At 45.4% G+C, this 22,668-nt stretch carries 16 protein-coding genes; 10 read left to right on the top strand and 6 right to left on the bottom strand.

Going from position 1 to position 22,668, the window contains the following annotated elements:
- Positions 1–7 precede the first annotated feature (7 nt).
- The 5 genes from DXN04_RS07405 (at position 8) to DXN04_RS07380 (ending at position 5,509) form a co-directional block, all read left to right on the top strand.
- Positions 8–1,900 (top strand): RagB/SusD family nutrient uptake outer membrane protein, encoded by a 1,893-nt coding sequence (locus tag DXN04_RS07405; RefSeq protein ID WP_116852694.1) that lies wholly within the window; start codon positions 8–10, stop codon positions 1,898–1,900.
- A gap of 10 nt (positions 1,901–1,910) precedes the next feature.
- A complete protein-coding gene (locus DXN04_RS07400; RefSeq protein WP_116853378.1) occupies positions 1,911–2,627 on the top strand; it encodes a DUF3823 domain-containing protein in 717 nt (238 codons plus the stop codon).
- 67 nt (positions 2,628–2,694) lie between these two features.
- Complete coding sequence (locus DXN04_RS07395; RefSeq protein ID WP_116852693.1) at positions 2,695–3,717, top strand: glycoside hydrolase family 43 protein; 1,023 nt, start codon at positions 2,695–2,697, stop codon at positions 3,715–3,717.
- Between the two features lie 708 nt (positions 3,718–4,425).
- Entirely contained in the window at positions 4,426–4,623 is a 198-nt protein-coding gene (locus DXN04_RS07385) for a hypothetical protein (protein ID WP_116852691.1), read from the top strand.
- Positions 4,624–4,642: 19 nt separating this feature from the next.
- Positions 4,643–5,509 (top strand): cupin-like domain-containing protein, encoded by an 867-nt coding sequence (locus tag DXN04_RS07380; RefSeq protein WP_116852690.1) that lies wholly within the window; start codon positions 4,643–4,645, stop codon positions 5,507–5,509.
- Here DXN04_RS07380 and DXN04_RS07375 read toward each other — a convergent pair.
- Entirely contained in the window at positions 5,496–6,197 is a 702-nt protein-coding gene (locus tag DXN04_RS07375; protein WP_116852689.1) for a response regulator transcription factor, read from the bottom strand. The genes DXN04_RS07380 and DXN04_RS07375 overlap by 14 nt on opposite strands.
- Positions 6,198–6,210: 13 nt before the next feature.
- A complete protein-coding gene (locus tag DXN04_RS07370) occupies positions 6,211–7,710 on the bottom strand; it encodes a sensor histidine kinase (RefSeq protein ID WP_116852688.1) in 1,500 nt (499 codons plus the stop codon).
- A 493-nt stretch (positions 7,711–8,203) separates the two neighbouring features.
- Here DXN04_RS07370 and DXN04_RS34740 point away from each other — a divergent pair, with 493 nt between their 5' ends.
- From DXN04_RS34740 to DXN04_RS07345, 5 genes are all read left to right on the top strand, one after another.
- Positions 8,204–8,371 (top strand): hypothetical protein, encoded by a 168-nt coding sequence (locus DXN04_RS34740; protein WP_158568892.1) that lies wholly within the window; start codon positions 8,204–8,206, stop codon positions 8,369–8,371.
- Between the two features lie 81 nt (positions 8,372–8,452).
- Positions 8,453–8,704 carry a hypothetical protein gene (locus DXN04_RS07365; protein ID WP_116852687.1) on the top strand — a complete coding sequence of 84 codons (252 nt, stop codon included), beginning with the start codon at positions 8,453–8,455 and terminating at the stop codon, positions 8,702–8,704.
- A 517-nt stretch (positions 8,705–9,221) separates the two neighbouring features.
- The gene (locus DXN04_RS07355) at positions 9,222–10,652 is read left to right on the top strand and encodes a phytoene desaturase family protein (protein WP_116852685.1); all 1,431 of its coding nucleotides are present in this window, start codon (positions 9,222–9,224) and stop codon (positions 10,650–10,652) included.
- Between the two features lie 144 nt (positions 10,653–10,796).
- Positions 10,797–13,385 (top strand): T9SS type A sorting domain-containing protein, encoded by a 2,589-nt coding sequence (locus DXN04_RS07350; protein WP_116852684.1) that lies wholly within the window; start codon positions 10,797–10,799, stop codon positions 13,383–13,385.
- A 136-nt stretch (positions 13,386–13,521) separates the two neighbouring features.
- On the top strand, positions 13,522–14,388 hold the full coding sequence (locus DXN04_RS07345) for a polysaccharide lyase (protein ID WP_116852683.1): 867 nt from the start codon (positions 13,522–13,524) through the stop codon (positions 14,386–14,388).
- A 79-nt stretch (positions 14,389–14,467) separates the two neighbouring features.
- On the opposite strand, the gene DXN04_RS07340 is transcribed toward DXN04_RS07345, so the two are convergent.
- The 4 genes from DXN04_RS07340 to DXN04_RS07325 all read right to left on the bottom strand — a co-directional run bounded on the left by DXN04_RS07340 (position 14,468) and on the right by DXN04_RS07325 (position 22,607).
- Positions 14,468–15,214, bottom strand: a complete 747-nt coding sequence (locus DXN04_RS07340) for a hypothetical protein (protein ID WP_116852682.1) — start codon at positions 15,212–15,214, stop codon at positions 14,468–14,470.
- Positions 15,215–15,238: 24 nt separating this feature from the next.
- Positions 15,239–18,043, bottom strand: a complete 2,805-nt coding sequence (locus DXN04_RS07335) for a PAS domain S-box protein (RefSeq protein ID WP_116852681.1) — start codon at positions 18,041–18,043, stop codon at positions 15,239–15,241.
- Between the two features lie 31 nt (positions 18,044–18,074).
- Positions 18,075–22,055 (bottom strand): DEAD/DEAH box helicase, encoded by a 3,981-nt coding sequence (locus tag DXN04_RS07330; RefSeq protein ID WP_116852680.1) that lies wholly within the window; start codon positions 22,053–22,055, stop codon positions 18,075–18,077.
- Positions 22,056–22,190: 135 nt separating this feature from the next.
- The gene (locus DXN04_RS07325; protein ID WP_116852679.1) at positions 22,191–22,607 is read right to left on the bottom strand and encodes a response regulator; all 417 of its coding nucleotides are present in this window, start codon (positions 22,605–22,607) and stop codon (positions 22,191–22,193) included.
- Between the last annotated feature and the right edge of the window lie 61 nt (positions 22,608–22,668).

The raw sequence follows: 22,668 nt of genomic DNA, 5'->3' as shown, positions 1-22,668 counted from the left end.
CAATTAGATGAGAAAATATCTGTTAATCATATCAGCAGCCCTTGTGTTTGTGTTTGGTTGTAAAAAGGATGCTGACTTCCTGCAAACTGATCCTTCCAATATCCTGACAGACGAAGCAGTATGGAAAAGTGAGAGCCTGGTATTGTCAGTACTGGCGGACCTCTATAACCGTTATGTAGATCAGCAAACGATTACCAACTGGCCCGAGTATACAAATTTTGACGAAGCATTTCCGTCCCAGGCCAGCGAATACTGGCGTGTACAGCAGATTGACTATCCATATGACTGGTGGCGTTTGTGGGATTATGGTCAGATCCGCGATCTGAACCTGTTTATTCAAAAGTGTTCCGCCGCTACAGCATTAAGTGAAGAGGCACGTACCCGTTTCCTGGGTGAAGCCCGTTTCCTGCGTGCTGCCCTGTACTTTGAAGAAGTAAAACGTATGGGTGGTGTGCCCCTGATCACGGAGCCGATGACTTACAATTTTAGTGGTGACCCTACCTATCTGCAACATGCAAGAGCAAAAGAATCTGAAGTATATGATTTTGTGATTGCAGAAATGGATACCATCAAAACAATGCTCCCTGATGATCCTGCTACACAGTCAAGAGCTACCAAAGGTGTGGCATTGGCCATGCAGGCAAGAGCAGCACTGTATGCAGGTTCTATTGCAAAATATGGGGTAAGCACCCCATCCGTATTCACTGCCGGTGGCGAAGTAGGCATCCCTGCTGACAAAGCAGAAGGCTACTATACGAAAGCACTGGCTGCTGCACAGGAACTGATCAATGGTGGTAAGTATTCCCTGTATCAGAAGAAAACAGAAGATCTGCAGGACAACTTCGCTGCAGCATTTTATGATAAGGCCAATAACCCGGAAGTCATCTTCGCACAGGATTTCAAATTGAAAAGCGGAAAGGTACAGGGATGGACGATTACTAACCAGCCATGGTCTTCTGCCGAAGAGCAACAGGGTGGTCGTGTGAATCCTTCCCTTAACCTCGCTGAGCAATTCGAAAAACTGGATAATACATATGCACCATTTGCTACTAATGCCGGTAGCGATTATATCTACTACGATAATCCAGGTGACATCTTCGCTGGCAGAGATGCCAGATTAGGTGGTACCATCATGCTGCCCGGCTCTAAATTCAAAGGCAAAGCACTGGATATCTGGGCAGGTATCATGTACTGGAATAACGGTGCTTACAGCATCATCAGCGGTGATACCTATGGTGAAATCGGCAACATACCTGGTGGCCCTACAGGCGTACAGGTAGTAGGTATGGATGGCCCGATCGATGGTAAAGAGTATTCTGCACAAACAGGTTTCCTGGTACGTAAGTTCATGGATCCAACTGTTGGTTCCGGTCAGCTGGGTACACAGAGTGAAGTTTGGTGGGTACGCTACCGTTATGCTGAAGTACTGCTGAATGCCGCAGAAGCAGCATTCGAACTGAATCAGCCTGCAGTAGCAGCGGGTTATATGAACACAGTACGTGCAAGAGCGGGACTGACTATACCACTGGCTGCTACCGATATCACCTTCGACAGGATTGTACATGAAAGAAAAGTAGAACTGGCATTTGAAGGTCATGAACTGTTTGACAACAAACGCTGGCGCCTGGCTCACAAAGTATGGAATGGCGAAAGCCTCAGTGCTGCCGAGGTGATTTCCAACATTGGAAAAGCTGATAAAGTAAATACCCAGATCTATGGTCTGTGGCCTTACAAGATCTACAACCCGGGAAGTGCAAACAATGGTAAGTACGTATACAAAGTGGTAAAATCAGCAAACGTAACTGCGGCACACCGCTTCAACCTGGGTAACTATTACTCTTCTATCTCTGCAGATATCCTGAGTAATAACCCTAAGCTGGTAAAGAATCCTAATCAGTAAAATGTTAATTATGTTTCGTAGAAAATATATCACCGGTCTATTGATTGCCATGACTGCATTTGCATGCAAGAAGGATAATTATGATGAACCAAAGACTACTTTTCAGGGTAGCATTACATACCAGGGTGAGGCCATCAACGTAGCTTCACTGGCTGTAAATTTTGAACTGTGGGAACCAGGTTGGGGTAAGAGCGGCGCTATTGCCGTGCAGGTAAAAGAAGATGGTTCTTTCTCTTCCCTCCTCTTCAACGGTAATTACAAGCTGATTATACCTGCAGGCCAGGGACCATTCAGATCAATCATTAACAATGCTACCAATAGCGATACCATTCCCCTGAAGATTTCTGGCAGCACGACCATGAACATTGAGGTGATGCCTTACTACATGATCCGCAACCAGCAGATCAGCAAGAGTGGAACTACTGCAGTAGCTACCTTCAAACTGGAACAGATCATCACGGATGCCAATGCGAGGAGTATTGAAAACGTGTATCTTTACCTGAACCAAACCAGCATCGTAGACCAGAGCAATTATAAAGTAAGGACTGCGGTGACAGGTAGTAGTATTACTGATTTGAACAATGTATCTATGTCTGTAGACATTCCTTCTTCTATGTCATCAGTAGGTACAACAGGCGATCAGAATTATGCGTTTGCAAGAATTGGGGTCAAGATCGCCGGTGTGGAAGATCTGCTCTATTCTACCGTAGTAAAAATTGACCTTTAATATTTATCATCAGTGGACCGCTGAGTGCAATGAAAATTTGCATTCAGCGGTTTTTTAATTCTAGTATATGAAATCTATTTTCCGGCTTTTTGTACTGCTCTGTGCCTTCGCCTGCAATGCACAGCAGAAGACCTCCTTTCGCAATCCCCTCATGTCCTCCGGGGCAGATCCCTGGGTAACGTATAAGGATGGATATTACTATTACATGCATACCGTAGGTAATCACCTGGAATTGTGGAAAACAGCCAATATGGCTAAACTGGGAGAAGCACCTCATAAGAACATCTGGACACCACCTGCCAGCGGTTCTTTCTCTAAAGAAATCTGGGCACCGGAAATCCACTTCCTGCGGGGCAAGTGGTATGTATACTTCAGTGCTGATGATGGCGACAACCAGCACCACCGCATCTATGTATTGGAGAATAGCTCTCCCGATCCGATGAAAGGTAGCTGGGAAATGAAAGGTAAAGTAAGTGACCCGGCAGACAAATGGGCTATCGATGCTTCCATATTTGAGCACAAACAAAAGTTGTATATGATCTGGTCCGGATGGGAAGGAGATAAGAATGGCGAGCAGGACATTTATATCGCGGAAATGAAAGACCCTCTCACCATTACGGGCCAACGGGTAAGAATTTCCCGCCCTGTATTTGACTGGGAAACGCATGGTGATCTGAATGATCCAAACCTGCCACACGTCAACGTGAACGAGGGGCCGGAGATCCTGAAGCATGGCAATAAGCTGTTTTTATGCTACAGTGCCTCCGCCTGCTGGACGGATTTTTACGCCCTGGGCATGCTGGTGGCCGATGGCAATAGCAATCTCCTGGACAGCACCAGCTGGAAGAAGAGTACAAAGGCCATGTTCATGCAATCACCGGAAAACGGGGTATTTGCACCGGGACATAATTCCTTCTTCACATCACCTGATGGTAAGGAAAACTGGATTCTCTATCATGCCAATGATAACCCGGGAGATGGCTGTGGGGGTAAGCGTTCGCCGCGTATGCAGCCCTTCACCTGGGGGAAGGATGGAATGCCCGTTTTTGGCAAACCAGTATCTGTAAAGACAGAATTACGTATACTGTAAACATTTATTATAATATGTTTCGCAATGATACATAAATGCAGGCTCGGCGGGGCGTGTTAATGTTTGTTAATAACAGGAAAGTGTGATGTTAAATTCATGAGAGTGCAGTATCTTTTACTACGAAATCGGTTAAGTTTAAGGGCGCACTAAAGACAGCATTAAACAGCACTATCAACAAATTTATTCCACCAACATTATGCCTTCAATCGTATTGCATTATGTTATCATTGCGAGCATTACAGTTGTATTTGTTATTGTAAACAAAATCTACGGCCACAAAGGCAAAGTGAGCAAAGAAAGACATCGGACAACAGTATATCACTACAGCAGCAGGAAAGCAACGCACTGATAACCCGTATTTTAAGACCAGGTAATTACTGCGAAAGGGGATTTTCGCAATCATAGCTTCTTGTACCGTATTGAGAATCATTCCCTTTCGCTTAGTCTACAAAATTTATGGACTATTTTTTGGAAAATAGCTTCTCTCCCGTTAAATTTGTTCCATACCACCACCTGATACAGCCCACCACTGTATAAACAAATTCAGTTTTATTATTCACCCTGGAAAAATAACTGATCCCTCGTCGGAAAAGGTATTGCTATGCGTATACCTGCCGGGGACGGACCCAAAAATCAACCTTCTGTTCTCTGTTGTTTGGTCTGTAGGGCTGTGTCAGCAGCCTTGCAGTCCTTTTAAAACGAATAGTCATGAAACTGAACTTATGCAGACAGTATGCGGCTTCATTTGCCTCCCTGGGTGTCATCGCAGTGATCACCGCTTTTACCATATCGGTGACTGTAGAACAACATCAGTTAAATAACCAGCAGGATACGCCTGCCGCCAGGGTAGCAGCAGCCAACGCTGATTCCACATTAAAGATCGTCTGTATAGATACCAGGCACTAATAAAAAGACAAGTACACATATGCATCTGAAACCTGTAAACATAGTCAGCGGCTATACCAGGGAGCAATTCACCACTGAATTTGTAAATCCGGGAAAACCAGCCTTGATTAAGGACTTTATCTTACCGGAAAGCCAGGATATATTGACCAGATGGAACTACGACTATTTTAAGAAAGAAGCGGGAGATACATTGGTAGCAGTGCATGAAAAGGAGAATGCACACCTGGATAAGGCCACCAGTCAGGCTGGCAATAAAATGAAATTTGGAGATTACCTCGATCTGATAGCTGCCGGGCCTACAGAAAGCCGCCTGTTTTTATTCAACCTGCTCCGCGAGAGACCGGATATCCGGAAAGAACTGCAGGTACGGAAGCTGGCGGACAACCTGCTTACCTGGCTCCCATTCCTCTTTTTTGGTGGAGAAGGATCATCTGTACGATACCACTATGATATCGATATGTCTCATGTATTTCTCACCCAGCTGCATGGTGTAAAACGGGTATGGTTATTTCCCAATGATCAGGCAAGTCTCCTGTATCGCTTACCCTGGAACTTTCATGGCCTGGCAGATTTGCGGCAGCCTGATTATGACAAATACCCTGGCTTACGCCTCCTGGATGGATATGAGTGTACGCTGCATGTAGGAGATACGATCTTTATTCCTTCGGGATACTGGCACTATATCCAGTACGAAACGGCTGGCTATTCTGTGGCTTACAGGGCATTGCCTGTATCGCTGGCCAGGAGGGCCATCGGTGTGAGAAACATCTTTATCACCCGCCGTTTTGACGATGCAATGCGCAAGCTGCTGGGCAAAAAGTGGTTTGAGTACAAAACCCAGACTGCTTATAACCGGGCAAACAAGGCGATAGCTATTTCACATTAAATACGAAACCAATACCATACACATTCTTGATACTGATATTGATATTATGTTGGAAATATTTTCTGAAACGTGAAATGAAGACATCCAGGCTGCGGCCTACAAAGTAGTCATTGGAGCCCCAGACTTTAGTGAGGATTTCTTCCCGCTTTAATACACGGTTCACATTGTTAAAGAACAGCACCAGCAAATCGCACTCCCGCGGGGTGAGAATGATCTCTTCGCCCTGCTCTGTCACCAGCTTGAGGGAATCCACAAAAAGCTGCGTTGTACCTATATTGATCACTTTCTGCTGTGCAGGCTCCGCGCTGACAACAGGTTGTTTCCGCTTGATGATGTTGCGGATGCGTAATACCAGTTCGTCTACATCAAAGGGTTTTACCACATAATCATCAGCGCCTATCTTCAGGCCGTTGAGCCTGTCGTTCTTCTCTCCTCTTGCTGTGAGGAAAAGGAAAGGCACATCGCTATTGAGTTTGATGACATGCTCTGCCAGTTCGAATCCATTCAGCCCGGGCAGGTTGACATCTATAAGAAGAATATGATAAGCATTGGGCGATTTCTCAAATACGTCCAGGGCGGTCCGGCCATTTTGCTGCCAGTCCACATCAAAATCCATTAATTCCAGGTATTGTTTTACAACGTTTCCGAGGTCTGCTTCATCCTCTACTAACAGAATTTTGTGTTTCATCCCCTTACAATTTTCACTTAGGTATAATGATTACAAATGTACTTCCCATGCCTGGTTCGCTTTCCACTCTCACTGTCCATTGGTGAGCATCTATGCATTGCTTTACATAATGCAGGCCAAGTCCTAAACCCTTGGCATTTTGCGTCAGGTCTTTTTGATTCCGGTAGAATTTATCAAAGATATAACGGATTGTTTCTTTATCCATACCAATTCCATTGTCACTGATCGAGATCTGTATATCGGTGTCCATTTCCACTACAGCTACCTGGATATGTTTTACCTCCTGCAGGTTATATTTCACCGCATTATCCAACAGATTGAGGAGTAGAGTGGTAAAATGGAAACTATCTGTATCGACAATTATTGTGGCAGGTGCCGGTACAAAAGACAGTTGCAAATTGTCCGAAGGGAACTTGATACTGAAATCTGTAAGGATCTCACTGATCAGGATATTCAGGTCTTCGGGACCTTTCTGAACGTATAGCTGGTCTACAGTAGCGATGTCCAGCACCTGTCCTATCAGCAACTTCAATCGTTGTGATTGCCGCTCTATGATGTCAGAAAGAGAGCGGATGGCCGTCTTATTTTCCAGCACCCGTTCGTTCTGAATATTTTTATTGGCCACCATAATGGCTGATAATGGTGTATGGAACTCGTGGGTAATGTTGTTGATAAAGTCAGTTTTTACATCAGCAATATGCTTTTGTTTGATCCAGTTGCGAAGTGTGATGAAAAAGAGGATAATGATCGCGAGTACGGAGAGCAGGCTCATGGTAAGGATGCCCTGCATCTGTTTAAACACAACCTGTCTGCGGTTAGCCGGGTCAGCATAGAGTGAAAAACTGATAGCGTAAGTATAAGGTTTGGGATCGGACACAAAGAGACCGATTATCTGACTTTGTTCATCCGGATTGGTGAGATCACCGAATATTCTGATCCCCTTGGCTGTCTGAATATGTGCATCAATAAGCGGGTATTTATTTCGCTTATCATAGATGTTTACATATTTGGGATCGGCGAATTGCAGGTCGATACGTGATACGACAAGCAGGTATTTAAGCGAATCCTGGATGCCTTCTTTGAATTTGATATCCCTTAGCAGGGCATCTGCATTTTGCTTGTCAATGAGTGTATTAAAAATATTCCGGAGTAATAACTGTGATGCATGATTGAAACCGGCAGTATCGCCTGCTTTATAGAGCCTTTCGAGTTCGTGGTATTGAGGTGATAACAGGTTTTCTATAATATCCTTTCCACCAGGAAAGACATGGTCGTTAATGATTGCTTTAGTATAACGTTCATTGATACGACCTTTCTTTTCATAGTAGAATCTTCTGTTCAACAGATCATAGGTATTGTATACTAACATGATCTGGACAATTGCCAATACAATGAAACAGATGACAGAAGAAGTGATATAAACCTTAACCGGATGCCTCATGAAATAATTCCTGAAAGACAAATATATTCTTTCAATCGCCAGTTTAAGCCCCATCCGCATTTTTCTGTTCATATTTAAATATCGGGAATTTAAATTTCATTTACAATTCGTTTGAAATTCATTGACAACTTTTAATGAATGGGATTGGTAATTTAGCAATCACGAACACATAGTTTAAACGTTATTGATAGAGGCGGAGTCCTCTCCTTTGTGCTAAACTTACCACGATACAAGTACTCTGAACTGTTAAACTGCATGCTGCAAGCCAGGCCGAAAACCAGGTCTCAACAGGTTTTTCATCTCCCGTAACCCCCTGGTATGCAGCGTGCGGTATCCTCCCGGCGAATGAAGGTTTTGCCAAAGGGCACATTTTCATTCGCCGGATATCCGGTATTGTAGATACTTTTCAACCCTTCCCATCCCTGACTGAGCCAGGAATTCTCACTTGTTAATAATTGATTTTCAGTCAATTAACATTATTTAACTCATTGCTTCATAAGCTGGCAAACCTTTTGATTTAGTTTTAGTGTTCTTCTATTACTCACCCATTAAAATGCGCGTTGACATGGCAAAAAACCAGGAAGCAGGAACAAAGCATGAAAGTGGAAAGAAAGTGAAGCACCCCAGTCAGGCTGAAGCCATTGGTCTGACCACCAACAAGGAAAAAAACAGGGGACCCCATCCTACCGGCGTGGCGAAAAGAACAGGACATCGCGTGGCCAATCATGGTTAGCTTTCTATATCTGATCTTACAGCATTTGTACCCCACTGTTGCGACGTATTGTCGTGATAGCACAACTAATTTTTGTTTGTTATGGAAAAACATACAGTTACAGTATATATAGAGGGTCGGTCCTATCAGATTGTGATCAGTGTGAATGAAGCACGTCATGAAACCACCTATGAAGTAATTACGAGTGGTAATATTCTGAAAGATTTCTCGCCGGACATTATTGATTGGCAGGAAGATAGTATGGCATTGCCGGCAGAAAGAGTCAGAATGGTGGAGAGTGAGCAGATCGCGCGAATTATCTGGACTGATATCCTTGATATGATGGAGCGTTGAAGTGATCGCGATGAGCGTTGAAGTGAGAGTGGTGGAGGGTCGAAGTGATCGTAATGAACATCGAAGTGATCATGATGGAACGTCGAAGTCGCCCCAGATAATGGATTGGAATGAGGTTGTATCAAAAGTAAATTTCCGGGTTTAATCCAGATGTCTGATGGAGAGAATTTTCTTTATTAAATTCTAAATTGCCATCAAATTACTTTTGATACAACCTCATTATTTTTATTATACCTACAGCATCCTGCACTCAATTAAAAGATATCACTGGATCTTGTTGTGGCTGTACTGCTATGTACTGAATGCGCCAGCCAGCTAAAGAATTGCCCCAGGCAATGCTATGTTTATTTATGCACAAAATGTGGATGTCTCTCTCCTGACCCGTACTTCCTGCAACGGATTATACTCTATGGTCTGAATGATAATAAAGACTCCATGTACGTAATTTTGGATAAGGTAGATAAAAGGTATACATTGTCTGAAAGTACCATCGAAGCAGGGCAATATTAAATATAGTATGAACAAACAGTCGTATGACGCAATCGTAGTAGGTGCTGGTCCTAACGGCCTGGCAGCAGCCATTACCCTGCAACAGCAGGGCATACAGGTCCTGCTGCTGGAGGGGAAGGATACTATTGGCGGCGGTCTCCGTTCCAAAGCACTCACCTTACCCGGATTTGTTCACGATGTGTGTTCTGCCATTCATCCCCTGGCTGCAGGCTCTCCTTTTTTTCGTACCCTGCCCCTGGCAGATTTCGGACTAAAATTCCTGCAACCTGAAGTAGCCGCTGCTCATCCCTTTGACGATGGTACGGCTGCTGTATTACACCGTTCATTGGATGATACTGCCAAAGGACTCGGTATAGACGAACATAAATATCACCAGCTCATGGACCCGGTAGTGAAGGATTGGCCAGCACTGGCACCTGCCTTACTGGGTCCACTGGCAATTCCAAAACATCCCGGTGTTATGGCGCGTTTTGGCCTGAAAGCATTATTGCCTGCCAGCACACTTGCTGCCAGGTTCCGGGGAAAGACAGCCAGGGGCTTGTTTGCCGGTATGGCTGCACATGCTATACAACCATTGACGAACCTCACTACGGCTGCTATCGGCATGGTCTTATTAGCGAATGGTCACCTGGAAGGATGGCCTGCACCACAAGGCGGTTCACAGGCCATAGCAAATGCACTGGCAGCTTATTTCGAATCAATCGGTGGCGAGATCCGGACGGGTACTTATGTACGCTCCTTAAACGATCTGCCTCCTGCCCGCGCTATTCTCCTGGACATAACGCCTAAGCAACTACTAGACATCGCAGGTGACAAAATAAAAGGCTTTTACAAATACCAGCTGGAACATTATCGCTACGGTATGGGTGTGTTCAAAATAGACTGGGCGCTGAATAGCCCCATTCCTTTTACCAACGAACTGTGCCGCAAAGCAGGTACCCTGCACCTGGGCAATACATTGGAGGAGATTACCGCCAATGAACACCTCACCTCGAAAGGACAGCATCCTGACAAACCTTTTGTACTCCTGGCACAGCAAAGCATCTTCGATCACTCCCGTGCACCCGAAGGCAAACATACAGCCTGGGCATATTGCCATGTTCCCCATGGTTCCACGGTAGATATGACTACTCATATCGAAAACCAGGTAGAGCGATTCGCACCCGGTTTCCGGGACCTGATCCTGGACAGGCATACGATGAATACCCGCCAGATGGAGGACTACAATCCAAACTATATAGGTGGTGACATCAACGGGGGTATCCTGGATATTACCCAACTCTACACCAGACCAGCTATCCGCTTATCTCCCTATAGCACCCCTGCAAAAGGTATTTACGTTTGTTCCTCTGCAACTCCCCCTGGTGGCGGTGTACATGGCATGTGTGGCTACCATGCCGCAAAGAAAGCGCTCAAAGACATCTTTAAAATCTATTAACAATCCATTTGAATTCTATTGACAGGTTCGTAAGCGACCTGTGCTTATTTTTATATAGAATCGTGTTGACCTGACACCGTAGACCAAAATCGATATCCACATTTTTAAGAGCGCACTTTATTAACCAAACGCATAACGCCCATCATGATGACCCGTAATTTTACAAAGCTATCTTTGTACGCTGTATGCCTGTGCAGCAGTCTTGGTACTTTCGCCCAGACTGAGCTGACCACCAATGGAGGTGCCGTCACTGTACAGTATAACAACGACGACAATGCAAAGGAAAACTATCAGAACATCACAGACAATGATGTAAACACCAAGTACTATACTGCACATACAGACATCTGGGTGCAGTACCAGTCGGCCTATTCAGCCATCTTGAGCCAATATTCCATTTCTTCTGCCAACGATGCCAATACCCGTGATCCTAAAGATTGGGTGCTCTTAGGTTCTAATGACGGCAGTACATGGGTGACATTGGATACGCAGACCGCCCAGACATTTGCGGCCCGCTTTCAGACCAACACCTACACCGTATCCGGCGCTGCCGCCTACCTGTATTTTCGCCTTCACATCACTGCCAGCAATGGTGCAGGTGCTATCCAGTTTTCAGAATGGAAACTGACGGGATCCGCTGCAGGACCCGCGGCACCGACCCATCTTACTGCCAGCATCTCAGGATATCATGCCAACCTGAGCTGGACAGATAATGCTACAAATGAAACTGGCTTTATCATCTCAAGCTCTATTGATGGTGTGAATTTTCACATACTCGATACCGTAGCTGCCAATGTGCATCACTATGCTGATAGCGGTCTGAGTGTAGGTACTGCCTATATTTACAAGGTAAGAGCTGTAAATGCTACCGGCGTATCTGCTTATGCAACATCCGCAGTAGTAAGAACGGCTGCAGCACCTTATGCCATAGACCTGACTAATTACGTAAATGGCAAAGTATCGGATCAGTTTAATACTACCGGTGCAGAAGGCATTGCCAAAGCAACAGACAATAGCATCTATACCAAATACCTCGCGTACAATCCTACTACATGGGTCGTGTACAAACTGGCACATCCCGGTACCGCCACACAATATGCCATTACCTCCGGCAATGATGCCGAGGGCAGAGATCCGAAAAACTGGGTGTTTGAAGGTTCTAATGACAGCACTACCTGGGTGACATTGAATACACAAAGCAATCAGGTATTCACTGGCAGACAAAAGAAAAGAACTTTTGTATTTGCCAACACGACAGCTTATAAATATTATCGTTTAAATATTACAGCCAATAACGGGGATGACCTCATTCAGTTTTCAGAACTGGAGATCTATGGCACAGGTACCGGATCTTTCCCTACGGGAGCTCCTGCTGCGCCTTCAGATTTAGTAACCACCAGCGTTTCAGGCAACCAGATTATCCTGGATTGGTCTGATAATGCTACCACCGAAACCAGCTATCGCTTGGAGCACTCAACAGATAGTACTAACTGGGATTTCTCCAAAGAGCTGCATCCAAATTCTACACATTTCTATTCACTGGAATTATCTCCGCTTACCACTTACTATTATCGTGTAAGGGCAGAGAACAGTGATGGCAATTCTGAGTGGGTATATGCACAAAATACCACACTGACAAACACACCACCTGCTACCTGGAAAGAGCATTGGTTTGAACACAGGGAATTACTGTCATTGGTATACAGCAACAGCAGTATCAATATGTACTATGATAGTGCGGTACCAAGAACCGTCACCTGGATGAATGATGATATGACTAAGGTATGGGAATACGTAAAATCCAATTACGGTTCATTCAGCGATCCTAAACTGAACATGGTGTATCATAGCGTGGCAGGCTTCTCCGGCGGACATCCGGCTACTGTATTCGATGACTCACATGACTATCGTAACGTAGCAGACCTGGGTGGCGACTGGACTACCAGAAGTGACTGGAACCTGGGTGCATCTATTCATGAAGTAGGGCATATTGTAGAAGGTGGTAGCAAGGGCGTGAAGAACTCACCTGCATTCGCTATATGGCATGATAGTAAATGGATGGAGATCTTTATTTATGATGTGGAAAAACGCCTGGGATGGACGGATGATGCACAGGGAACTTATGACGATGTCATAGGTGGTGTGGAAAATTATCCAAAACCAGGTACACACTGGTTCAGAGACTGGTTCTATCCGATCTATACCCGTTCTGATTCCAGCGCTGCACTGAACAGGTATTTTACATTATTGTCTGAATATTTCCCGCAGCATAATGGCGAGTATACCAGGGATCTGAACCTGGGTGAGTTTGTACATTTCTGGAGTGGTGCTGTAAGATATAGTCTGAAGAAACAGGCAGATACAGCATTTAAATGGGATGATGAACTGGAAATGCAGTTTAAGCAGGCACAGATTGATTTCCCATTCACCTATCCTGATGAACCGGTAGTACCTGATACAACTATCGACACGGTAAAGGTGCCTACCTGCCATGTATGGCCCAATCCTGCTTCAGGGTATGTAAATGTATCACTGCCGGGAAAGGCGGCGAAGTATATCGTATCATTATATGGTCTGAATGGTGTAAAACATGTTTCCCGCATTGCGCAGGGCAACAGCATTACATTGAATGTGAGCGGATTGCCTACCGGCGTGTACATCATCACAATAGCCGATGAGCGCCAGCGCATAGTGAGCAGACAAAAAATCATCGTCAATAATTCAAGGCATTAAGCCGGTAACTATATCAAAAAAGCTTCCACCCAAGGTGGAAGCTTTTTTTTATAATATGAATAGTACTTTAATCATTCCTGCACGACATCCCTCCTGAAATGAAAAACCATTTATTCCCTCTTTAAAACCAAAATCAATGACATCAAAAATGACCGTCAAGGTAGGCGTATATGCTCTCTGCGCCCTCACCTTATTCGGCGCTTGCAGCAAGGAGGCCGCTTCATCTCCTCCACTCGCATCCGCCTCCGTTCTCCACACCTCTGCTGTAGGTTCAGCAATAAACAGCAGCTGGTCAGTCAATTGGAACAACTATGCCGACGGCACCTACGCCAGCTCCGCTGCTGCCACCGACTTTGGCAACATCACTGGCTGGGTAGACACACGTTGCTGGATCTCCGGTGGCACCTGCCGTATTAAACTCCTCGCCAACGCCCTTTCTGGTGCAGGAGGCGTAATTGGCAATGTCGACATTTCCGATGGCTCCGCCTACGAAGTGGATTACGACATCCGTTTTCATAGTCAGTTCGAATGGTCCAGGGGTGGTAAGTTAGGCTTTGGCTTCTCTATCGGCGATGGTAATACCGGCGGCGACCCGGGTTGGGATGGTAATGGCGGCAGTGCACGACTTATGTGGTATCAGACTGATGCCGGCCGTGTATTCTTCCAGCCTTATCTCTACTTCAAGGACCAATCAGGGACCTATGGGGAAACGTTCGGGAAATCTTATCCCTCCTCAGGTAGCCTCAATAAAGGACAATGGTACCATGTACACCTGTATGTAAAAAGCAATACCGGTAGTAATACAGATGGTCACGTACAATACGTGATCGATAATACAATTGTATTAGACAGAGATATCCGCTGGACAACCAATGACAGCAAACGCCTGATCAAAGGATTGACCTTCCACACATTCCGTGGCGGTAGTGAAGATTATTGGGAAGCTTCAGCAGATGGGTACATCTACTATGACAATCTTGTAGTACACAAGATCAGCAGTTGACAAGCAGTTCGATAAGTATAGTCACAGACACTCCTGGCAAAGCAGTAATTTTCTTACTGTGGAGCCGGGAGTTGTTGGTTTATAGACCTGCCATTTCTCTCTTCGCGAGGCGCAACCACTGTGAGTTCATCCTGCGCACATACCGGGGATGCAGGTGAAATTCATCTTTAATCGTCTGGAACTGTTGAAGGGCTTCTTTATTCCTGTTCTGCTTTTTCAGGAATAAGCCATAGTAATACATGCCTTCTATAGAGTGGTGTACACGAACCACTTTTTTATACACTTCTTCAGCTGGTGGTAGCATGCCCGTAGCTTCCAGCGCCCGTGCATACATTAACTCATCTTCCTGTTTGATCAGGTTGGCATTCGTCTGTGCAAATGCTTTTTCCATACAGGCAATGCTGTCAGCATATCGCTGATCATAAAAATAAAAGCGGCCCAGCTGTTGTAAAATGCCTAAGTCTCTTGGAAAACTCTGCCGGCATTCTTCTGCCAGTGCAATGGCTTTAGCATATTGTTGCTGGTCAGCATAAGCGCCTGCCAGTCCCATTTTATTAGCCACAGTATCAGATAACCTGACACGGCGCTCCCACTCCCCAATAACGGATTTGGGAAAGAATACACGTTGCAGGTTGGAAAAAAACTCCCCTCTGTTGATTTCTGGCAGGATTTCCCTGATGAAGTAAATGATACATCCGATCATGGGTAAGAAAATCAGGAGATAGATATAATCTCTTTTGCCCGTTTTGAGACAATGGATGATACAAATGATCTGTAAACCAACAATCAGGTAATAGGAGTTATTCCAGAGGCCAAAAATGTTCATGGTGTAAAAATAAAAAATTTGATATTATCCTGTTGCCTGTTTCCCCGGCAGGATAATATGGAAGATAGTCCCTTCGTCCGGAGCTGACAATACATACATATGTCCTCCATGATTCCCCACAATCCTCCTGCACAAAGATAAGCCAATGCCCGAGCCGGGATATTGATTCCTGTTGTGGAGGCGCTTAAACACTTCAAAGATCTGCTCCGCATATTTATTTTCAAAACCTATTCCATTATCTCTGAATGAAATATCGTAATACTGCTTACCCTGTTCCGGCATGCGCAGATAAGTAGCTGCTTCAGCTAAGGATATCACATGGGCCTGAATTTCTATCACAGGAGTTACGCCGTCCTGTGTGAATTTCAAAGCATTGCTCATCAGGTTGTAAAACAACTGATTCATTTGCAGGGGTACACCCTGGATCACAGGTAGTTTTCCAATATTAATGCGTGCTTTCTTTTCTTCAATAATCAGTTCAAAATCCTTGCTCACCATCAGCAGAAGTTCTGTCAGATCTACATCCCGCATCATATTCCCCGTTTCCAGCAAGCGGGAAAATTCCAGCAGGTCCTTGATCAGCATAGACATCCGCTCGGACGATTGATTGATTTTATCTACCAGGCGTTTATGTTCTATATTCAGGTCATCTTTTCTTGACAGCAGGTCTGCATAAATCCTGATCTTGCGCAGGGGTTCCTGCAGGTCATGACTGGCTACATAGGCATATTGTTCCAGCTCCTGGTTAGAGCGTATCAGGTGCATATTCGCATCCTGCAATTCTTCGTTCATAGCAGCCAGCTCCTCATTGGAAGCTGCCAGTTCCTCTGTACGTTCCAACACTTCTGATTCCAGGAAACTCTGGTTCTCCAGGATCTTATTTTTAGCTAATACCTGCTGGGTCACGTCTATGGCCATATTCAGGATAGCATATACTTCGCCCTCTGGATCCTGCAATGGTTTGAAGGTAATATTCAGGTAGGTCAGCGTCATGTTGCCATCGATCATCAGTTCGATTGGCATTTCACGGCCATGGTAGACCTCTCCTGTATTGAATACCTCGTCCATGATGTCTAGAAACTGGTGCCCGTGAAGTTCCGGCAATGCCCGGGCGAGTGGGTAACCTATAATGGCGCTACCCCTGTCCCAAAGGGTAAGCATAGCATCATTCGCTACTTCGATGATCAGTTCCCTGCCTACATACAGCGCAGTAGGTACAGGTGCTTCTTCCACCAGGGAGCGGAACCTGTTTTCACTTTCTTTGAGTGCTTTTTGTGTTTCCAGTTCTGAACGCAGATCCCTGGCTACCCCAGCTATCGCAATAGGCTTCCCGCTCATAGGGCTATCCAGCCTGAAGGCGTTTGTCATGAAGGGCAGTGCTTCACCCGTTTCCTGGTGCTGGTAGGTTTGTCTGCCTGTCCATTTCCCTTCCCGCATCAGTTCCGGAATAATGGCATCTTCTACCTGGTTGTAGAAGGAGGGCTCAAAAAAATCTTTCATGGAGTGTGTCACCGCCGCGGCCTTGTTCGGTAAGCCCAGCAGGCGCACGCCAGCCTCGTTGATATAGGTCACATTGCCTTTAAGGTTGCTTACCATGATCAGGTCATTGCTATTCTCCACCAATGATAAGAGTTGTTGCTGTTCCTTGCGTACGGCTACCTCATTGCCTATATCAAAGGCGATGGCAAGGATGTGTGTGGAATTGGCTTCTTCCATCGCTACAGTGGCAATGTTTACCTGCACCCAGCGTGCACTGCCATCCTTGTGATAATATTGTTTAATCTGGTTGTAAAATTCCTGTTTGCCATGTACAAGGTCTGCAAACAATTTATCGCTTTCCCTTCTGTAATCTGCCTGCACAATACTTCGGTAGTACATTCCGGAAAGCTCCTGCTGCGTATAACCCAGGAACCCGGCAAAGGCTTTATTTACTTCCTGTATGACTCCGTTTTTATCCAGAAATGCCATATTGATACTGGAATTATTAAATGCCAGCAGGAATCTTTGTTCTACTTCTTTCAGGAGCCGGGTATGTTCTCTGGATTCTGTCACGTCCAGACCAATGCCTGAGAAAGATACAGGTCTACCTGTAAGGTCGTAATAATATTTACCCCTGATCTTCACCCAGTGCACAGAGCCATCTTTCCATATAAAACGGCATTCATAGTTCAGAATACCGGTGTCCATCGCTTCCTCGTATGCCTGCTCCCTGATTTTGCGGTCTTCGGGGTGTACATAGGGTAAAAAAAAATCCCTGAAGTGACTACCTCCCACTTCTTCTCCCATAATCATATGAGCAAGCGAAGGAGAATAGGTAATAGTATCACTTGCAAAATCGATGGTGAATGAGCCGGCTCCCGAACCTTCTATGGCGATGGAAGAAAGTCTTTCTGCCGCTTCCGCTTTTTCACTGGCAGCTATTTCACTGGTAATGTCCATAGCCATGCCGGAAAGGCGGCTTACAGTTCCTTCGGGTGTAAAGTATACCTGCCCTTTTACCTGTATCCAACGGAGGGATCGGTTGTCAACATCAGCAGTTCTGAAACGCAGGTTGAGGTTATGGTCAGATTGCTTTTGCATGTGTTTGCGTACCGACTCACGTACCAGTTGTCTGTCTGCAGGGTGCAGACTTCCCAACAACATTTCATAAGTAATGTTTGCCACCGGTGGTAACCCGAATAGCTCTTTACATGTTGTGTCAAGTATCACCTTACCCTGGAGAATATCTATATCCCAGATACCAATGCCTACGGCATGAAGGGCAGCTTTTATCTGTTGTATCTCCTGATCAGCATGAGCGGTCTGATCAGATGGGGGATTTTCATGCATAATTTGATATTGGAATACAATATAGGCGAAATTACTTCATGATTAGCGCAATCAGTTCTTCTGTGGAAAGCTTACCTGAAATATCGCTGCCTGCCAACAATTGATCTGCCAGATCCTGCTTGTTCCGGTGCAGAGAAATTATCTTTTCTTCAATGGTATCCTGCATGACGAGCCTGTAGATGGTCACGGGTTTTGTCTGTCCCATCCTGTAGGCACGATCAGAGGCCTGCTCTTCTATCGCAGGATTCCACCAGGGATCCAGGTGAATGACATAGTCGGCCGCTGTAAGGTTAAGACCCAGGCCTCCGGCTTTGAGGCTGATGAGGAAAAGGTCTGCCGTGCCTCCCTGGAATTGCCTGACACGTTCTTCCCTGTCAGGGATAGCTGTTGCGCCGTCAAGATAAAGATAGGAAATCCCCTTGTCATCCAGTGCCCGTTTTACCAGGTCCAGGTGCCGCACAAACTGGCTAAATACCAATGCCCGGTGTTTGTTGGAAATCAGTTCTTCAACGATTTCTAAGAATGTGGAGAGTTTGGATGATGGAATATTCACTTCTGTATGCAACATCTGTGGATGACAGGCCGCCATACGGAGTTTACCGATCTCTGTCAGGGTATTCAGGTGTTGCTTGCTATCACTCACCCTGTATTTTCGGATATTTTCTATCGCCTTGAGCCGGATGGCTTCATAAAATGCCCTTTCATCGTGCGATAAAGGAATGAGTTTGACGATCTCCGTTTTTTCCGGCAATTCATCCAGCACCGCACCTTTTGTTCTGCGCAGCATATAGGGGGCAATCAGTTTTTTGAGGTGTGTTTTTACAGTGCTGTCAGGATTGTATACAACAGGAGTCGTGAATTGTCTGGTAAAGTGCTTAAGCGTACCCAGTAAACCTGGATTGATAAAATGAAATAAACTCCAGATCTCATTCAGGTTGTTCTGTATAGGGGTACCCGTGAGTATTAACCTGAAATGTGCCTGAAGGGCCATCGCCGCTTTTGCAGTTCTGGTCTGGTAATTTTTGATAGCATGTGCTTCATCCAGGATGACGGAATCCCACTCTGTTGCAGTAAGCAATGCTCTTTCTGACAGCAGCAGTCCATAGGTGGTAACCACTACCGAAAATTTGCCTGCGGAAGTCAGCAATTCCTTCCTGTCTCCACCAGCATGCAACATTACCACCTGTAAAGAAGGGGCAAAACGATTGATTTCATTGATCCAGTTAGGCAATACCGAAGCCGGGCATACCACCAGGGCAGGGCCTTCTGCTCCCCTGTGGAGTAATAAGGTGATGGCCTGAATAGTTTTACCTAAACCCATATCATCTGCCAGGCAAGCACCGGCACCGAGGTTTGCTAACCGCACCATCCAGCGGAAACCATCTTCCTGGTATGGACGTAGGGTAGCCTGCAATGCTGTGGGAATGGCAGGTGTCACGGAGATGATTTCTTTCCATCGCTGCTTTTGCGCTTTGAAAGCAGCATCCGTTTCTACATTACCCGCTTCATCCAGCATCTCATCCAGCATATGGGCAGCCATGGATTGTATTTTTACAGCTTCATGATCAGCCACGGCGAAACTGTTCATCTCCTGCAGTTGCCGGTACAGCTTTTTCGTGAGTGCCAGGTAGCTGCCATTCCTGAGAGGGATAAAGCGGCTTCTGTGTTGCACCGTTTTGTCCAGCAACTCTTTCAGGGAAAGCACCAGGTCTTCATCTACTTTTAATTCACCCTGGCATTCCAGCCATTTCCGGTTCGACTTCACCGTCAGCGCCATCCTGCTGGTAGTGACTACCTTTTTAATCCGCAACTTTTCTCCTTCCGGCCATTCTGAAATCGCAATAGCAGGATGTTCGTGAATCACTTCAAGTAGTTGCAGGCAATCCAGGGGATCGGAGAAGAGGATGTGGTCATCGTCTATTTCCTGTGCGACTGCCTGTTGAATAAGTTCCAGCAAACGGGCGTAATTGGCTTTTTCTGCCTCCAGGTCACGCGTAGCCTGACAGCGTTCGCCATTCATAATACCGATGATGTGAGCAGCGCCCTCACCCGGTTTGCAATACGGGGGATCCGCTCCAAAAGGTTTTACGAAGAAGGATGCCTTCAGGGCATCGGCAGTAGGCTGTAATTGAACCGTGATGCGGGTATCGCCTTTGCGCTGTTGAATATTAAGAGAAGTACCTTCCAGGTTCGCATGCACAGTAATGTGTGCGCCTATTTGCTGTAAGGCGCTGAGCAATTGCTCCTTGCCATCAAGGGGTACGATGGGAATCTGCTGAACAGTTTGTAATACATTCCGTTGTTTGGGCGTTAGCCTGATTACCTTCAGCCTTGTTTCCGATTCCCTGATAAAGATGATCTCCTTAGACAGATCAGTTGTCGGCAGATTACTATCGAAAGTAAATCCCTTTCCTGTTTTATTCACAAGCAATTCCGGTTCTCCTTTCACAATGTCAAGGGAGATCTCCTGGTTATGTGCCATGAAGAGATAAGGATGTCCGGCCATTTCAGGCCATACCCTGTCTTCAAACACATAATCATCTGAACCGTAAGTGTAGAAACTTTGTTTGATCAGGCACTCGCCTATTTTTACATCCTGCGGAGTCATACCCGGAATGACACCTTCCCTGAACCGCTTCATGTCTACAGGCCGGCCCCTGCTCCAGCCGCCGGCATTTGAAAAGGATTGCAGAATAACCTGGATCTCCCTGGATGTAGGATCTACCAGGTAAGCAATACGTGTAGTTTGCTGTGGCTTTTCGGCCTGAGGGCCTTCTGGGACAGCAAGTAATTTTAACAGCCTTTCCCATTCAGCAGTTCTTTTCAGCTGTGAGAGCAAGGGCTTCTTCCCTATCACAGATGCTGCTTCCAGGTAGGCTTCTTGCTGCTTACGGAAGCCCTCATCCCTGAAGAGATAGAGGTATTCGTACGTAAGGAAGCGGTAGTGGTTTTGAATGCCTTTATACAGTAGTTGTGTGCTAAGGTCCTTGTAAGTCTTCAGCAACTTACTGCCGGGTAAATAAATCTGTAAGCAGATCAATGCCAGATAACTGATCAGGTTTCCATGATTGCCCTGGAGCAGAATCAGCAGCATGTTTTCTGCTTTTTCTTTTCTGCCCTGGTGAAAATGCAATAAACTGATGGCAGGTGTAATGTCAGCCTTCAGCTTCTTCTCGTAAAAAGTAACAATTTTCGTAATCAGGGGATAGGACCGGGAATCTGGTAACAAAGTCAGGTTAAAGGCATATATAAAGCTTGTTAAAGGCGATAGTGGTACCAGGTGCTTTCGGTCTGTTTTAGCCTGCTGTTTAATACCCTGCTCGAATAAGAGAAAGGCGGCATCGGCTTGCTGGTCATAAAGGGCAATCACGGCCTGTGCAAAAGGATCATCATCCGGTTTGAGCGAACCTTCCAATATAGACCAGTTAAGGACCGGGGTCTCCAGCAAGGTAACCGGAGACATACTTTGCACTTGCAAATTCACAGCGGCCTGGTAGATCACCTGGATAATATCGGTGTCAAAAAACTGAAGCAGGGGCTTGTATTCCGGGAAATACAGGAGATAACAGATATGTGGCAGATACTCGTTGATCTCGCCGCTGATGCGCATTACCGGCGCTCTTAACAAAGACCGCTCCCCTGTGAAAAAAGCAATCAGTAATTGCTGTAATTCCTGGATTCTGGCGTTGCTGCTATAAAAAGAGTATTGTCTTACCTGCTGAATGAGTTGCAGGTATTGTGGCTGTCGTACTTTTTCAGGGAATAAAAAGAAGCTCATAGCAGGATCAAGAGAATAATTGCCAGTCACATGTTTGACCACAACCTCCGCTGCTATGAGCTCTTCTAATATGTCAGAAATTGCATCCTGTGGTATGTCAAGGATTTTCTGCGCAGCATCAATGAGCATGTATTTATCTACCGGGTAGATGTAAACGGCTAGTATGTCTATTACCAGTTGTGTTTCCTCGTTCCGTGAGTGATAAATATCCAGATAATGCGCGCTATCAACCATTGGTACAAATGTAGCGAAAGGCTACCATTCCTTCAATACACTTTACAGCATATTGCCCGGATGTAATTTTTCCGTATATAGTTTGGGGGGAAATAATTATGGGAGTTACAATACAATCTTATCATTAATACAATCTTATGACTCTTTCACAAATGATAACATGTATTTAGCAATAGTTAAAAAAGATGCAAGGTCACTGGGTTTGGTGATATAATCCACCACACCCAGCTCAATACTACGGGCTTTAAACACCGGTGAACTGGATGTACTCCAGATGATCTTAGGAATTCCGAGATAGCGCGACTGGTCGTTGAGTTCTTCTACAATTTCTACACCTGTCAGTTCCGGGATATTATAATCAAGGATCATTAATGCAGGCAATTCCTTGTCTTCAATACTCTCCAGATATTTAACGAATTTTCTGCCGTTAGGGATACACACCAGTTGCCAGGTAGGATCTATTTCACTAAATGCATTTTCTAATAATTCCTGATCATCAATATCATCTTCAGCTAACAGGATAAGCCGCTTCGAATGGCCTGAAAATTGCATCTTTTGATAATATTTTATGTTTCTATAACGCTAAATTACCATTTCAAAGCATACGATGTAT

Origin of the sequence: Chitinophaga silvisoli (genome assembly GCF_003412465.1) — a bacterium.
Taxonomy (GTDB): Bacteria; Bacteroidota; Bacteroidia; order Chitinophagales; family Chitinophagaceae; genus Chitinophaga; species Chitinophaga silvisoli.
This window is presented reverse-complemented; position numbering and strand designations above follow the sequence as displayed.

Coding starts and splice junctions, on each gene's coding strand:
- DXN04_RS07325 (WP_116852679.1), bottom strand. CDS start 22,607: ATGCAATTTTCAGGCCATTCGAAGCGGCTTATCCTGTTAGCTGAAGAT.
- DXN04_RS07370 (WP_116852688.1), bottom strand. CDS start 7,710: ATGAACAGAAAAATGCGGATGGGGCTTAAACTGGCGATTGAAAGAATA.
- DXN04_RS07335 (WP_116852681.1), bottom strand. CDS start 18,043: ATGCATGAAAATCCCCCATCTGATCAGACCGCTCATGCTGATCAGGAG.
- DXN04_RS34740 (WP_158568892.1), top strand. CDS start 8,204: ATGGCAAAAAACCAGGAAGCAGGAACAAAGCATGAAAGTGGAAAGAAA.
- DXN04_RS07365 (WP_116852687.1), top strand. CDS start 8,453: ATGGAAAAACATACAGTTACAGTATATATAGAGGGTCGGTCCTATCAG.
- DXN04_RS07330 (WP_116852680.1), bottom strand. CDS start 22,055: ATGGTTGATAGCGCGCATTATCTGGATATTTATCACTCACGGAACGAG.
- DXN04_RS07345 (WP_116852683.1), top strand. CDS start 13,522: ATGACATCAAAAATGACCGTCAAGGTAGGCGTATATGCTCTCTGCGCC.
- DXN04_RS07375 (WP_116852689.1), bottom strand. CDS start 6,197: ATGAAACACAAAATTCTGTTAGTAGAGGATGAAGCAGACCTCGGAAAC.
- DXN04_RS07350 (WP_116852684.1), top strand. CDS start 10,797: ATGATGACCCGTAATTTTACAAAGCTATCTTTGTACGCTGTATGCCTG.
- DXN04_RS07340 (WP_116852682.1), bottom strand. CDS start 15,214: ATGAACATTTTTGGCCTCTGGAATAACTCCTATTACCTGATTGTTGGT.
- DXN04_RS07380 (WP_116852690.1), top strand. CDS start 4,643: ATGCATCTGAAACCTGTAAACATAGTCAGCGGCTATACCAGGGAGCAA.
- DXN04_RS07355 (WP_116852685.1), top strand. CDS start 9,222: ATGAACAAACAGTCGTATGACGCAATCGTAGTAGGTGCTGGTCCTAAC.
- DXN04_RS07405 (WP_116852694.1), top strand. CDS start 8: ATGAGAAAATATCTGTTAATCATATCAGCAGCCCTTGTGTTTGTGTTT.
- DXN04_RS07385 (WP_116852691.1), top strand. CDS start 4,426: ATGAAACTGAACTTATGCAGACAGTATGCGGCTTCATTTGCCTCCCTG.
- DXN04_RS07400 (WP_116853378.1), top strand. CDS start 1,911: ATGTTTCGTAGAAAATATATCACCGGTCTATTGATTGCCATGACTGCA.
- DXN04_RS07395 (WP_116852693.1), top strand. CDS start 2,695: ATGAAATCTATTTTCCGGCTTTTTGTACTGCTCTGTGCCTTCGCCTGC.